Annotated in this window: 9 protein-coding genes and 1 pseudogene; 4 read left to right on the top strand and 6 right to left on the bottom strand. The window is 57.6% G+C overall.

All coding sequences use genetic code 11. The annotated features are described in order from the left end of the window. Positions 1-76 precede the first annotated feature (76 nt). From AO277_RS00475 to hemE, 3 genes are all read left to right on the top strand, one after another. Complete coding sequence (locus tag AO277_RS00475; RefSeq protein WP_044317423.1) at positions 77-1,624, top strand: amidase family protein; 1,548 nt, start codon at positions 77-79, stop codon at positions 1,622-1,624. Positions 1,625-1,954: 330 nt separating this feature from the next. Further along, on the top strand, positions 1,955-5,167 hold the full coding sequence (locus AO277_RS00470; RefSeq protein ID WP_044317424.1) for a dermonecrotic toxin domain-containing protein: 3,213 nt from the start codon (positions 1,955-1,957) through the stop codon (positions 5,165-5,167). A 142-nt stretch (positions 5,168-5,309) separates the two neighbouring features. Beyond that, positions 5,310-6,374 carry a uroporphyrinogen decarboxylase gene (gene hemE, locus AO277_RS00465; RefSeq protein WP_005731000.1) on the top strand — a complete coding sequence of 355 codons (1,065 nt, stop codon included), beginning with the start codon at positions 5,310-5,312 and terminating at the stop codon, positions 6,372-6,374. Positions 6,375-6,434: 60 nt separating this feature from the next. On the opposite strand, the gene AO277_RS00460 is transcribed toward hemE, so the two are convergent. The 6 genes and pseudogenes from AO277_RS00460 to AO277_RS00435 form a co-directional block, all read right to left on the bottom strand. Further along, on the bottom strand, positions 6,435-7,910 hold the full coding sequence (locus tag AO277_RS00460; protein WP_044317425.1) for an N-acyl-D-amino-acid deacylase family protein: 1,476 nt from the start codon (positions 7,908-7,910) through the stop codon (positions 6,435-6,437). A 3-nt stretch (positions 7,911-7,913) separates the two neighbouring features. After that, positions 7,914-8,774: pseudogene (locus AO277_RS00455) on the bottom strand (MurR/RpiR family transcriptional regulator). Next, positions 8,775-10,124 (bottom strand): GntP family permease, encoded by a 1,350-nt coding sequence (locus AO277_RS00450; protein ID WP_044317426.1) that lies wholly within the window; start codon positions 10,122-10,124, stop codon positions 8,775-8,777. Between the two features lie 251 nt (positions 10,125-10,375). Then, positions 10,376-11,059, bottom strand: coding sequence for a retron system putative HNH endonuclease (locus tag AO277_RS00445; RefSeq protein WP_002551667.1), 684 nt, complete (start codon positions 11,057-11,059; stop codon positions 10,376-10,378). After that, positions 11,056-12,321, bottom strand: a complete 1,266-nt coding sequence (locus tag AO277_RS00440) for an AAA family ATPase (protein WP_044317427.1) — start codon at positions 12,319-12,321, stop codon at positions 11,056-11,058. Before AO277_RS00440 ends, AO277_RS00445 begins: the two co-directional genes overlap by 4 nt. Before the next feature lie 77 nt (positions 12,322-12,398). After that, positions 12,399-13,655 carry an MFS transporter gene (locus AO277_RS00435; RefSeq protein WP_044317428.1) on the bottom strand — a complete coding sequence of 419 codons (1,257 nt, stop codon included), beginning with the start codon at positions 13,653-13,655 and terminating at the stop codon, positions 12,399-12,401. 116 nt (positions 13,656-13,771) lie between these two features. Here AO277_RS00435 and AO277_RS00430 point away from each other — a divergent pair, with 116 nt between their 5' ends. Further along, positions 13,772-14,665 (top strand): LysR family transcriptional regulator, encoded by an 894-nt coding sequence (locus AO277_RS00430; RefSeq protein ID WP_005731006.1) that lies wholly within the window; start codon positions 13,772-13,774, stop codon positions 14,663-14,665. The last annotated feature ends 57 nt before the right edge of the window (positions 14,666-14,722 follow it).

The raw sequence follows: 14,722 nt of genomic DNA, 5'->3' as shown, positions 1-14,722 counted from the left end.
TCCCCTCTGCCACCTCCTTCCTAAGCTTGGTGTAACTCGATCAAGACGAGCGTTTTAGCAACCAGGGAAGGACATCATGAAAAATCAGTTTGGTTTCTGCCTCGCGCTCTCGATAGCGCTCTTTGCATTTGCCAGCCAGACACCCGCCAACTTCGATGGACCCGTTTTCGGTTCGATCATCGAAAACAAGGCTGTTTACTTTGAATCCGGTGTCGAGCTTCAGCGACGCATGAGTGCAGGCAACCTGACCTCTGTGGGGCTGGTGACAGACTTGCTTCAGCGCATCGAAGTGCTGAACAAAAATGGCCCGGCGCTCAACGCTGTCATTGAAATCAACCCCGACGCTCTGCAGATAGCCGCGCAAATGGACGGGGAGCGTTCTCGCGGGGAGAAACGTGGGCCGCTGCATGGCATCCCCATACTGGTAAAAGACAATCTTGATACGGGCGATCAGATGCAGACCACTGCGGGCGCTCTCTCAATGGTCGGATTGCCTGCTCCACGCGATGCTTTTGCGGTGCAGCGGCTTCGCGATGCCGGCGCGATCATTATCGGCAAGGCCAATCTCAGCGAATGGGCGCATTTCCGTGGGTACGAGGTACCTAGCGGCTGGAGCAGCCGAGGCGGACAGACGCGTCATCCCTATGACTTGAGCGCTGATCCGCTTGGCTCCAGCTCAGGTTCGGCAGTGGGTCTTGCAGCTGGATTTTCACCTTTGGCGATAGGCACCGAGACCAATGGTTCGATCATTCAACCTGCCGCCACGAGTGGTGTCATAGGGCTTAGGCCTACGCTGGGTCTGCTTAGTCGTACCGGTATGATTCCGCTCTCCAGTCGTCAGGACACCCGCGGCCCAATGGCGCGAACGGTCACGGATACCGCGATCCTGCTGACGGCGATGAGCGGCAACGACCCTCTCGACGAAGCTACCGCCCGAGCCTCCACCGATGTAGTGAACTATGTCGACCACCTCAGAACGGACGCCTTGAGCGGCAAGCGCCTGGGCTATCCAAACCACACCCATGACGGCATGCCAATGGACGACGATCCTGAATTCCAAAAGGTGAAGAGTCGTCTGAGTGCTGCCGGGGCGATACTGGTTCCCGTCGATGTTCCGTCGATTGATAGCACTTCAGAGTTTTTAGTGCTGCTGCGTGATTTCAAGCGCGAGCTTAACGCTTACTTGAGCACACGCACCGGGCTGGGTGTCAGCACGCTGGATGAGATCATTGCATTCAACACCGCGTTTCCTGGGGCGCAAGCTTATGATCAGGATTTATTGATTGACTCCTCCAGCGTGTCTGTAGATCAGGAGGATTACCTGTCGATTGCAACCAGCTTGCGTGCTGCTCATCGACAATTGATCGATGGGCTCTTGCAGCAACACTCGCTCGACGTGCTCATTGACTGGTCAGAGGTTTCTTTCAAAGCGGTTGGCGCTATCGCCGGTTATCCGGGAATAACCGTGCCTGTCGGGCTCGAAGAGAATGGCCTGCCAAGAGGGTTGTATTTTCTTTCCACTGCCTGGGATGAAGGTGCTTTGCTGAGCTATGCCTACGCACTCGAACAGGCGCTTGCAACATCGGCAGCTTCGGTTCATTCGGGTATCAGCCAGGCTGATTGATTCCCTATCCCAGTCTGGTGCAGGCCAGGCCTGGATGGCGGGGACGGGGCTCGGAAAAAACGGTTTTGTGGCGTTTTGAAATAATCCGGTCCCGGAATTACAACCGCCTTTCATTAAGTTGCGTCGCCCCGCCAGAGGCGGCGCATCAAGGTTTCAACCCTCTTGTCCAAGTCCCGATCGAGGCCTGTTCCGGCGTCTGCGACAAGCGATTGTTTACAGCTGTTTTCCGCCCTCTGTACCTGCTCTTAAAAAGGTTTAGGCTCCTGATCCTTTTGGGGAGTTCATCGCCTTAGATACTCCCGCCATCCATGTCGCTATAAGGAAATAGCCATGTTGAAAGCAGCACCCATGGGCAAACTTGCTCGATCCAATGAGCAGAAATCTCTCGGGCCGGACAGGTTCACGCCCAGCACGGTTGCCGTGCGCGAACACCGGACCCGAGAACGCGCGGACCGGATAATCGACCAGTTCGTCGAGCGCTTTACAGAAAAGGATTTTTTTCCTGAAGACGGTGAAGACGCGCTGTTCTCCTTGCTGGTTCAGTTGCCAGACTGGCCAGCAGACCTGTCCATCAGGATTCACAACGAAAACGATGAAGTACTCGCGGTCTTTCTGAAAGGCAGTGATGAAAGCGTCGTTCAAGACAGCATTGTCCTGACGCAAAATGTCGACGCTTACATCGTCCCGGACAATGTTCAGGTCGCCGATGACGAGCCGTTACTGCGCTGGGTGTTCAGTCAGTTGCCGGCAGGTTCCAGCGTTGGAATGGGGGGTAACTTTCCGGGCAGTAGCAGTGATGCCGGACGAATCGTTACCCTGCGTGAGCAAATAGCGGGGCTGGCAAAAGACCAGAGACCGCTGTTGTTCGATGCGCTGGTGGCAGCTGATGAAGGCACCTCAAAGGGCCAACTGGATACCCGCGCGCGCAATCCTTTCCTGCCTCTGTGGGTTCGTCAGCAGACGCCGCTGTCTCCGGCCCTTAGCGCGCTGTGCGCCTTATGCCCCGAGGTTCCGGCAGGACGTCTCGAAGAGCTGTTGCAGCAGATGCCGCTGACAGAACAGGAAGAGGCCGATTTCCTGAATAATCTTGTTCTGCCGGACGCTTTTGGCGAGGCAATGAACATTTCGCTGGATGAGTGGAGCAACAGTCTGGCTATCGATGGGCTGTCGCGAACGCGAAGCTTCAATTCGTACACGGATGAGCTGGCCCGCAGTATTGTCCGCAAATTACTGGCGGCCGAATCGGGCCGGGACGTGTTGATCTTCGACGCTGGTGCGAGCAATTACGCCCCGACAGATACTGACGATAACCGTATTATTCTGCTGCATGACAACTACGGAAATTACAGCGCAAAGGACACCGGCAACGGTGAGATAACTTCATTCAAACAGGGCGCCGACAGCTTCTATCTGGCAATCAGTTCGCAATTGAAGGCTGACGAGCGGTCATCGCTGGGTATGCAATTCGAGCAGGACGTACAGGGCTTTCGCGATGTTCTGACTCAGCACGCGATCGAGGAAAATCGCGGCTGGTTCGACCCCGGCAAACCAACCGAAATCGAAAGCGGGTTTCTGCCTGATTGGTTCGCGAACGCGACGGCTGCCGAAAAACAAAGCTGGAAAATGGCGGTGCAGGACTACAGCCAAGCCTTGCTCGAAGCTCAGGCACCTGACCTGCTGGATCCTTCCGGCTACGGACAGCCCGACCAATTGCGCAAATATGCGCGGCAAAAGCTGCAGGAACGGATTTTGCTCGACCACGGTATTGCAGTGGATCCTGACCATATCAGCGTGCATACCGTCAGCATCGAGATTGATCCAGGCATTATTATTGATACCGATTACGAATATATCGGCCCTTCAGAACTGGAGCCGCATTATGAAACGCATAAGCGCAGCCTTACAGATCTGTCGCTGGAAAACATTGCACTCACCAATATCAACTTTCTGCTCACCAGCCGCGCGTTTGACGATCAGGGGCAACTGGTCAGTTTCCTCAACGCCGGTTATCTGTTCGGCCTGATTCGTGATCTGAACATTGGCGAAGATTATTCAAGATACCTCCGCACAGTACTGTCCACGTCGGCGGCAGGGCAATGGCACCGTGAACGTTATGCACGCGTCATGCGCGCGCAAATGCGCCTCGATGTGATAGAGGCGAAGATGGCGGGTGACTTTCTGGGCGATGGCGGACTTCCTCCCGAGCTGGCGAGCAGGGGCTACAAATGGGTTGCTGCCGTGCTTGATCACCCAATTGACAGTGATGACCGTGCAACGGTGGAGGGGCATCGCATTCAGGTCAGCCAGTTATCCATCAATGACGTGTCATTGAGCGGTGTACTGGTGATCGGCGCAGAGTCGCGCTCCAGCGTCGCCGCTTTTGTGGTTTTTACCCCGCAGGCTCCTGACGGAATATGCTTCAGGGAAATGAGCGATCCGCAGGAGTTTCAGCAGCGGATACTGCTTGAACCGGATTTGCTGGACTATCTGGTGGGCAGGGCGCCTTTGGCCTCCCAGGACGATGTCAGGCATATTCTGACCGTCCGCCGTGAAACGCTGTTCATGGAACTGCAGCCCTGCACTGGAAGTTTTCTTGAGGCAGTCTATGACTCTGAAGTCGGGAGGGTGATTTCTGCTGTCGATGAACAGACCAAAACCAACTGGGAAACCTATTGGGAAAGTGCCTGGGAAATCACCAAAGTCGTTGGCGACATCGTGCTCACCTTCGCGCCTTTCAAGGTAAAGCTGCCGATTGCAGCATTGCGCAGCTTTTATGCCATCTGGCAGGGCGTCGCAAAAGCTGGCGGTGAAGAGCAAGGTGCCCCCTTGTATTTTGTCCAGGCGGCGTTGCTGCTGGCTGATGGTTTGACGCTGCCCAGAGCACGAAGGGTTCAGACATCGTCGACCACATCAATCGGCCGTTCTGTCCTTGATCCGAAAACAGCAGTGGCAAAAACACCCGGTGGATTGAAACAGCTCGACAACGGCGTTTATGAAAAGACCCAGGAAGGTGCGCCAAGCCGCTTTTATGCTGTGCAACAAGGTAAGACCTATGCCGTCAGATACGATGCCGATTTCGCAGCATGGAGGGTGATCGATCCCCGGCGGCCAGATGCGCATTATCAATTGCCGATTCAACTTGATAGGCAAGGGGTCTGGGTACATGCGTCGGCAGGGTTGCGCGGCGGCAACAAACGATTAAAAGGCAGACCATCGAACGGCTCGGGGAGTGATGGCGATTCCTCGGATAGCAATCGGATAAAAAGATACAAAGTGGACATCGATGGCTTTTTTGAAAGTCGGCGTTTCAGGCATGCGGAAAATGACCTCCCTAACGATGACCTTGAAGCTGCTGTCAAAAAAGCAGTTGATAGATATGTGCTGGATGGCAATGGCAGTCTGCACAAGTATGGTAAAAGCCAGTTCTCGCTGGACCTTCCCGGTATTGGCAGGAGTACCGGCAGAGGTGCCTGGCGCCTGATACTTGCCCCGGCTGAAAAAGGCGTTATCAAGGCGTTTGACGTCATAGATCCCCACAAATAGCGCAGGCCCGCCATAGTCTTACGCCGGGCGCGGAGCTGTATTGGCACAGCAAATCGGCACGATAGACAAAAGGCACGGCTCTTGCCGTGCCTTTTGCGTCGCGCTCTGAGAAAATGCCGGCACTTTTATTGCGGATGCCGACATGACTGCCCTGAAGAACGACCGTTTCCTTCGCGCTTTGCTCAAGCAACCCGTAGACGTCACGCCGGTATGGATGATGCGCCAGGCAGGCCGTTACCTGCCTGAATACCGCGCCAGCCGCGCCAGTGCCGGGGACTTCATGAGCTTGTGCAAGAACCCGCAGTTCGCCTGTGAAGTCACGCTGCAGCCACTGGATCGCTACCCGCTGGATGCGGCGATTCTGTTCTCCGACATCCTGACCATTCCCGACGCAATGGGCCTGGGCCTGTACTTCGAGACCGGCGAAGGCCCGCGCTTCAAGAAAACCGTCAGCACGCTGGCTGACATCGAAGCACTGCCCATCCCGGATGCACAGAAGGACCTGGGCTATGTGATGGACGCGGTCAGCACCATCCGTCGCGAACTCAACGGCCGTGTGCCGCTGATCGGCTTTGCCGGCAGCCCTTGGACCCTGGCGACCTATATGGTCGAAGGCGGCTCCTCGAAGGACTTCCGCAAATCCAAGGCCATGCTCTATGACAACCCGCAAGCCATGCACCTGCTGCTCGACAAGCTGGCGCAGTCAGTCACGTCCTACCTGAATGGCCAGATTCTCGCGGGCGCCCAGGCGGTGCAGATCTTCGACAGCTGGGGCGGTAGCCTGTCTTCGGCGGCGTATCAGGAATTCTCGCTGGCTTACATGCGCAAGATCGTCAACGGCCTGATTCGCGAGCACGATGGGCGCAAGGTGCCGGTCATCGTGTTCACCAAAGGCGGCGGTCTGTGGCTGGAAAGCATCGCCGACATCGGCGCCGATACTCTGGGCCTGGACTGGACCTGCGACATCGGCGAAGCACGTCAGCGTGTCGGCAGCAAGGTTTCGCTGCAGGGCAACATGGACCCGACCGTGCTTTACGCACGCCCGGAAGCCATCCGCCAGGAAGTTGCACGCATCCTCGCCAGCTACGGCAGCGGCACCGGCCACGTCTTCAACCTCGGCCACGGCATCACCCCTGAAGTCGACCCGGCCAATGCTGGTGCGTTCATCAACGCAGTACATGAGTTGTCGGCGCAGTATCACCAGTAATTGTCCGGCTGACGATGCGTCGATACATCAGGGCGCATCGGCTCTTTTCAGCGCCGACGCTTACGTCGGCGCTTTTCCATCCGTAAAGCCCTCCAGCAGCGAACCGCTGCGCGGCAGGAACCTGCCCTGGCGCTCGCCCTGCGGCTTGCCTTCGGCATAGCTCAATCGGCCGTTTACCCAGACGCCGTCAATGCCCTGTGCCGCTCGCTGAGGGTCTTTGAAATCCGCCACATCGCGCACGGTTTGCGGGTTGAACAGCACCAGATCCGCCCAATAGCCCTCGCGAATAAAGCCGCGCTCGTGCAAGGCAAAGCGCGTTGCCGAAAGCCCGGTCATTTTGTGTACGGCGGTGTGCAACGCAAACAATCCTTTGTCGCGGCTGAAATGGCCGAGCACTCTGGGGAATGCGCCCCATAAGCGCGGATGCGGAAACGGATCTTCCGGAAGGCCATCGGAGCCGATCATCGACAGCGGGTGAGACATGATGCGCTCGACGTCGCCCTCATCCATGCCGTAATACACCGCGCCCGCAGGCTGCAACTTGCGTGCGGCGTCCAGCAATGACAACCCCCAGTCGGCGGCAATGTCCTTTAGATCCCGGCCGCCCTGATCCGGGTACGGCGTTGACCAGGTGATGGTGATACGGAATGCGTCGGTGACCTGTTTCAGGTCCAGCGTCGAAGAGCTGGCCGCATAAGGGTAACAATCGCAACCGACCGGATGGTCCTGCGCAGCTTTTTCCAGGGCCGCCAGCAGTTGCGGGCTGCGGCCCCAGTTACCCGCGCCAGCGCATTTCATGTGGGAAATCACCACTGGCGAGCGCGCATGGCGGCCTATGTCGAAGGCCTCCGCCATCGCCTCCAGCACCGGCTCGAATTCGCTGCGCAAGTGGGTGGTGTAGATCGCGCCAAAAGCGCTGAGCTCTTCAGCCAGCTGCTTGACTTCGCTGGTCTCGGCCGAGAAGGCCGAAGCGTAAGCAAGGCCGGTCGACAAACCCAGCGCGCCGGCTTCGAGGCTGTCGCGCAACTGCTCGCGCATCGCGTCAATCTCTTCCGGGCTGGCGCTGCGAAACAAATCATCCATGTGATTGCTGCGCAGCGCCGTATGGCCAATCAAAGCGGCCACGTTCACGGCGGGCCGGGCGTTATCCATGGCTGCGCGATAGTCGGCGAAGCGCGGATAGACAAACGCTGCCGCGTCGCCCAGCAGGTTCATGGGGTCTGGCGGATTGCCGCGCAGCGAGACCGGTGATGCGCTGATCCCGCAATTGCCGACGATAACCGTGGTTACGCCCTGGCTGATCTTGGGCAGCATGTCGGGCTTGCGAATCACTACCGTGTCGTCATGGGTGTGGACGTCGATAAAGCCGGGGGCCAGCACACGACCGGCAGCATTGACCTCTTCCTGCGCAGTGGCATCGATCAGGTTGCCGATGCGCTGGATGCGCCCGTCGCTAATCGCTACATCGGCGCGCACTCCGGGCGTATCGCTGCCATCGATGACCAGCGCATCGCGGATGATCAGGTCGTAAATCATGCTTCAGTCTCCCAACGGCAGGCCGTCTTCGCCACCACGGTATTCATCCAGTGCAAGCTTGATCCGACGCAGCCGTTCCTGATTGTCTTCAGGGCTCAGCAGCGCCAGTTCAGTGGCCAGCACATCAATGGTCAGCAGCATGCCGTAGCGCGCGGCGGTGGGTTTATAAATGAAATTGGTCTCAGCAATTTGCAACGGCAACACCACCTCGGCCAGTTGCGCCAGAGGGGAGTCAGGCAAGGTAATGGCCAGCACGCGCGCGCCATAGCTACGCGCCAGGGTTACTGCGTCGAGCAGCTCCGGCGTGCGCCCGCTGAGCGAGCAGGCAATCAGGCTGTGTTGCGGACCAAGCGTGGCCGCAATCATGCGCATCATCACCGGGTCGCGGCAGGCCGCCACCGGGTAGCCCAAACGTACCAACCGGGTTTGCAGCTCCTCGCTGCACAGGCTGGAGCAACCGCCCATGCCGAACGCATGAATCATGCGTGCATCGCTGAGGCGCGCTACGGCTGCGGCAAAGCGCGACTCATCAAACCCGGCCAGGTGCTGATGCAGAGTGGCTTCTATGTCACCGACAATCCGGGTGAAAAAGGCCGACTGCTCCGGGGCCGGTTCAGCGTTGAGAAATCGGCTGCCCACGCCGCTCGCCTGAGCCAGTTGCAGGCGCAAGTCGCGCAGGTCCCGACAACCGATGCTGCGAGCGAAGCGTGACAGCGTCGCGCTGCTGACCCCGGCGCGGCTGGCCAGCTCGTCCAGACTGGCACTTGCGGCAAAGGCGATATCGCTGAGCACCAGCCTGGCGATCCGGCCTTCTCCCGCGCTGAGTTAATCCTGACGGGCACGTATCTGGTACAGAATGTCCACTCAGAGCACCTGCGCCAGGCCCAGCGTCAAGGCGAAAGCGACGATGGAAATCAGTGTCTCCAGTACCGTCCAGGTCTTGAAGGTTTGCGTTACAGTCATGTTGAAATATTCCTTGATAAGCCAGAAACCGCCGTCGTTGACGTGGGAAAAGATCACCGAGCCTGCGCCTGTCGCCAGCACCAGCAACTCGGGGTGCGGGTAACCCAGGCCCATCGCCACTGGTGCAACGATCCCCGATGCGGTGGTCATAGCCACCGTTGCCGAGCCTGTCGCAACACGCATCAGCGCCGCGAACAGCCAGCCCATCAGCAAAGGCGAGAGATGAAAGTCCTGCGCCAGACCAACGATCTGGTTGGTGACGCCGCTGTCGACCAGAATACGGTTCAAACCGCCACCGGCACCGACCAGCAACGTGATGCTGGCGGTCGGTGCCAGGCACTCATTGGTGAATTTCAGGATCGAGTCGCGATTGAAACCCTGAGCGATGCCCAGCGTCCAGAAACTCAGCAGGGTGGCCAGCAGCAGGGCGATCATCGAGTTGCCGATAAACAGCAAAAAGCCATTGAACGCACTGCCCGGCGTACTGATCAGGTTGGCCCAGCCACCCAGCAACATCAGCACCACCGGCAGCAGAATGGTCGCCATGGTCAGGCCGAAACTGGGCAGTTTTGCTCTTGGTTCGCGGTCGAGAAACTGTTTCGCCAACGGGTTTTCAGCCGGTAGATGGATACGCGGCACGATGAATTTGGCATACACCGGACCGGCGATAATGGCCGTAGGGATGCCGATCAGAATGGCATAGAACAGCGTTTGCCCTACCGACGCCTGATAAGCCTGAACGGCGAGCATTGCCGCAGGGTGTGGCGGCACCAACGCGTGCACCACCGACAGACCGGCGACCATCGGCAGGCCTACCATCAGGATCGACACCCCGACACGTCGGGCCACAGTAAAGGCAATCGGCACCAGCAGAACGAAACCCACTTCGAAAAACAGCGGCAAACCCACCAGAAACGCAATGCAGACCATGGCCCAGTGCGCGTTGCGCTCGCCAAAACGGTCAATCAAAGTGCGCGCCACCTGCTCTGCACCACCGGACTCGGCCATCATTTTGCCGAGCATGGTGCCCAGCGCGACGACCAGCGCGATATGCCCCAGCGTCTTGCCCACTCCCGCTTCGTAAGAGGCGACCACGCCACTGGCCGGCATCCCGGCAACCAGCGCCAGACCGACCGACACCAGCGTAATGACGATAAACGGATTGAGGCGATACCGCGCAATCAGAACGATCAAGGCAATGATTGCGACAGCGGCGTAGACCAACAGCGAAATACCGGGTGACGGCGACATAGCGGCGGTTCCTTGCAGAATGGGTAGGCGAGGGCGCAATACCGACGGCTGAAGCCTTCAGCCGGAAGGCGACTCGGGAGTACTCGGCAGGGATGACGCAGGAAAAGGAGTGAAGCAGGTTTCGAGGCGATCACAGGTATTCATTATTTTTATCTCTGTTTTCGTGATGAAAATAAATTACACGAAAATGAAATATAAACAAATATATGAAAGTAATTTTCTTTCCGCGTACGTGCGCAGGACGACGCGTGTCACGTATTCTTGACCGAGCTTTTTTCGGGAGGAGGGTTTAAAGACGCCAGAAACTGCTCCGCATAGCGGGCGACAACGTGGCTAAAGGCGAGCTGTTTGTTGGCATCCCCAGAGCGGAGGCCTTGTACCAAAAGTGTCAACTCTGTGTCGCTGATGCTGGCTAAGATTTGCTCATCAAACACGCGCGTGATTGCCTCTTGGCGTCTTTTTGTCAGATACGCGATATCGAGTGCGAGCTTTTCGATCATCGTCGTGGCGGGAAGATCTGTGTGGGACGTGCTTTGGATTTTCCCTGTGAGCAGATAACGGAAGCGCTGTTCGCAATCGTCCTCTGTCGGGGAAATGTGCAGGTCCTCATCGAACCAGTTGCCTTTATAGTGGCCGCAGTGCAACGGGTTTCCTGGTGTGGTCTCGCGCAGGCAAGACGCATGAAGATTGCTGTATTCCAGTGCCAATGGCAGATAATGATCCTGCGGTCTGAAATGTTCGATGTGGCTGCTATCAAGCTCTATTTCCCTGCCGCAATAGCAGCATGAGAAGTTCTGCTCTTGCAGCAAGCAATTATGCAAGTCGCGTTTTTGCGGGTTCTGCAGGGTTGGATAGGTGGGCGTCCAGTCTTCGTTTGCGCTGGCTTTCCATTCGGTGAGTGACGCAGGCTCAGTTCCCTTGATAACGCGTCTCATCGTCCAATGAGCTCCTTGCGTTTGAGCAACGCTTCGGCACCTGCGAACTCGGGCAGATCGGGCGCTTTCTGTTTTAACGCATCAAGCTGCAGTCTGGCTTTTTCAAGCTCGTCGTTTTCCAGTGTGCTGAATAGCTCGTCGAGCAGTGCTTCAATTTCAGGCTCGCGCTGCGGTACGCCCATGACTTCTTCCAGAATAGTGCTGGAGTCCAGGCCATAGGTTGCTCTTGGATGAGAGCCGTCATGGTTATTCAGCAGGATGACCTCGCCCGGTTGCAGGCTGCCGATGACCTGTGGCGAGTGGCTGGCGGCGATGAACTGGATGCTGGGAAATGCTTTTTTCAGTGCTGGAGCAATGGTGCGTTGCCAGCCGGGGTGAAGATGGATATCGAGTTCATCGATGACGATGATGCCGTTTGTCTTGCTTAGAACATCCTTCCCCATGTGCGGGTTGAGCAAGCAGATACGGCGAGCGATATCGGCGAAGAGTGCGACCATTCCGCGTTGTCCGTCGCTCAGGTCGTTGAACGGGATTTTTCGGTCATCCATATCGACTACCAACGCACGTAGCTCCATGTCGTACTCTATTCCCTTGGCGTCGGGTAGTGCGCATTGGATGGCTGAGTTTATCCAGGTCAGTTCGTCGTTGAAAACGCTGGAAGAACCTGCTCGGGATAGCCTTTGAAAGCGCTCCAGTGTTTTGCCGATGAACCAGGTCTCGAAGTTTTTCAAATTGGAGGCGGCATCGAACCAAGAGGTGTACGCATCCAGTCTTGATGGTTTGCTCTGTGCAGCAAGCTCAGCGGTTACACTCATCGTCAGCCAGCGTCGATTGGCTTGATAGACGGCGAATACAGGCAAGTCCCCGTGGGTACTTACATCGATGCTAATCAGATTTTCCGAAAATACGAGACTGTTCAGCGCGCTGAAATTTGTCTGAAGACTGCTGCGTTCCAGCGATACGTGCCATTCCTGACGCTCAAACGCGCCACCTTGGGCAGTCAATACAAGAGGATAGCTGCGTTCGAAACGAATCCTGTCTTCGAACTTTACTAACGCGAACCGAACATCGGACTCAGCTATCGATGGCTGATGGACGCCAATGCTTCCAAGTAAATTCCCGAAGCATCCCGCGACACCCAGCAACAGCGACGTCTTCCCACTGCCATTAACCCCCACCACCAGATTGAACCCCGGCTGGAAATCAAAATGAGCATCTTCGTAACAACGAAAATTCTGCAGATGGAGGTGGTCGAGGCGCATGTCGGTTTCCTTTACCAGAACTGGCGGATGCGCCAGTGTACCTTGGCTCACTCTATCCGCCATCGCCCTATCTGTGACTAAACCTTCGCCCCCAGCGGCTGCAACCTCGCCAGCCGCAACGCTACCCCGAGGGCAATCAACAGCAACACCCCGATAAACAGCCCGATGCCGTTCCAGCCCGCGTAATGCCAGAACACTCCGCCACCGGTTCCGGCTACGCTTGAGCCCGCGTAATAGCAGAACAGGTAAAGCGAAGCAGCCTGACCTCTGGCCGTTGTCGCTCTGCGTCCCACCCAACTGCTGGCTACCGAATGCGCACCGAAAAAGCCGAAGGTGAATATCAGTACGCCTGTGATAACCAGTGGCAGCGGTGTGAACAGGGTCAGCAGCAGGCCAGCCAGCATCATCACGATCACGGCCCATAGCACCCGTCGGCGGCCAAGACGGTCGGCCAATGAGCCGATCTTTGCCGAGCTGTAAATTCCCGACAGATACACCACGGAAAACACCCCGACCACGGCCTGGCTCAGGTTGTAGGGGGCGCTCAAAAAGCGGTAGGCGATGTAGTTGAACCGCGTGACGAATGCGCCCATCAGCAGAAACCCGACCAGAAACAGCAGCGGCAACCCGGCGTCTTTGAACTGCACCACAAAGCCGTCCAGCAGGCTGCGAGGGTGCAGTGAGCGGGGGCGGAAGTTGCGCGATTCCGGGAGAATCTTCCAGAACACCACGGCTGCGATCAGGGCCAGCCCACCGACCACCAGCATCGCCGCGTGCCAGCTTACGTAATCGATCATGACCCCGACGATCAGCCGCCCGCTCATCCCGCCGACCGCGCTGCCGCCGATATACAGCCCCATTGCCAGGCCCAGATGCGTGGGGTGGATTTCCTCGCTCAGGTAAGTCATCGCCACTGCCGCCAGACCGCTCAGCGACAGGCCCACCATTGCCCGTGTCATAAGTACGCCTTCCCAGCTGGGCATCAGCGCGCTGGCGATGGTGAACAGCGATGCACAGAATAGCGCCATGACCATCACCGATTTGCGCCCCAGCCGGTCGGATATCGGTCCAGTGATCAGTAGGCCGATGGCGAGCATCGCCGTGGCGACGGACAGAATCAGGCTGCTCTGGGCTGCCGAAAGGGAGAACTCGCCGGACAGCGTTGGCATCATCGGCTGGACGCAATACAGCAGGGTGAATGTCGAGAACCCGCCAGCGAAAAGCGCCAATGCGGTGCGTTTGAAAAGCGGCGTGTTTTTCTCGATGTGAGTGTCGCCAGACGGTTTAGCGGAGGCATTCAAGTCTGTGGTGGGCGGGGCGACGGCAGGATTCAAGGGAAACCTCGGAGCACGATTGGGCAGGCAATGAAAAAATCATATAGCCCGCCAATCATTCCATCCAATATATTGTTCGACCTGTTTGATAGGTAAAACGACTTAATGGAGGCCGCATGGAGTTGCGCCATCTGCGTTACTTCATCGCGGTTGCCGAAGAGTTGCATTTCGGTCGTGCGGCACAGGCGCTAGGTATCTCCCAGCCGCCGCTGAGTCAGCAGATCCAGACGCTGGAGCAAGAGCTGGGCACGCGTCTGTTTGATCGCACCAACCGGCGTGTCGAGCTGAGTGAATCCGGCAGGTTGTTTCTGGATGAGGCGCGTCTGGTGCTGGCGCAGGTCGATAAAGCCACTGATGTTGCCCGGCGTGCGCAACTGGGTGAAATCGGCGAGCTGAAGATTGGCTTTACTTCGTCGGCACCGTTCACTTCCAGCATTCCACAGGCGATTTTTGCCTTCCGTCAGGCTTATCCGGATGTGCACCTGACCCTGACCGAAATCACCAGCCAGGAAGTGGCAGCAGGGCTTGAGGACAAGACCATTCAGGTCGGCATCATGCGCCCGTTGGCGTTACCCGACTCATTGGTGGTGTTTGAGCTGCTGAACGAGCCGCTGGTGGCGATCATGCGTGCTGACCATCCACTGGCGGCAGAAAGCGAGAACGGGATCTATATGTCTGCCCTGGCCGCGGAGCCGTTCGTGTTCTTCCCGCGCACTTATGGCAGCGGCATTTACGCGCAGGTTCTGAGTCTGGCGCGCGCCGCGGGTTTCAGCCCGCTGATCACTCAGGAAGCGGGTGAAGTGATGACCATCATCGGCCTGGTGGCGGCTGGACTGGGCGTCACCGTGCTGCCAGCGTCCTACCGCCGAATGCGCATCGACGGCGTGGTCTATCGCAATGTCCTCGACCCCGGCGCGACAAGCGCGGTGTGGCTGGTACAGCGCAAGGACGAACAGTCACCGATGGCCAAGGCGTTTACCGAGCTTTTAACGCGCAATGTCGCACGATAGTTGAGGTTATCGTTCCGCACGCTCCGCGTGGGAATGCCTGTCGTGACGCTCTGCGTC

The sequence above is a fragment of the Pseudomonas amygdali genome, assembly GCF_002699855.1.
Classification (GTDB): Bacteria; Pseudomonadota; Gammaproteobacteria; order Pseudomonadales; family Pseudomonadaceae; genus Aquipseudomonas; species Aquipseudomonas amygdali.
The sequence above is the reverse complement of the archived record's forward strand: the minus strand, read 5'-3'. Positions and strand labels throughout refer to the sequence as shown.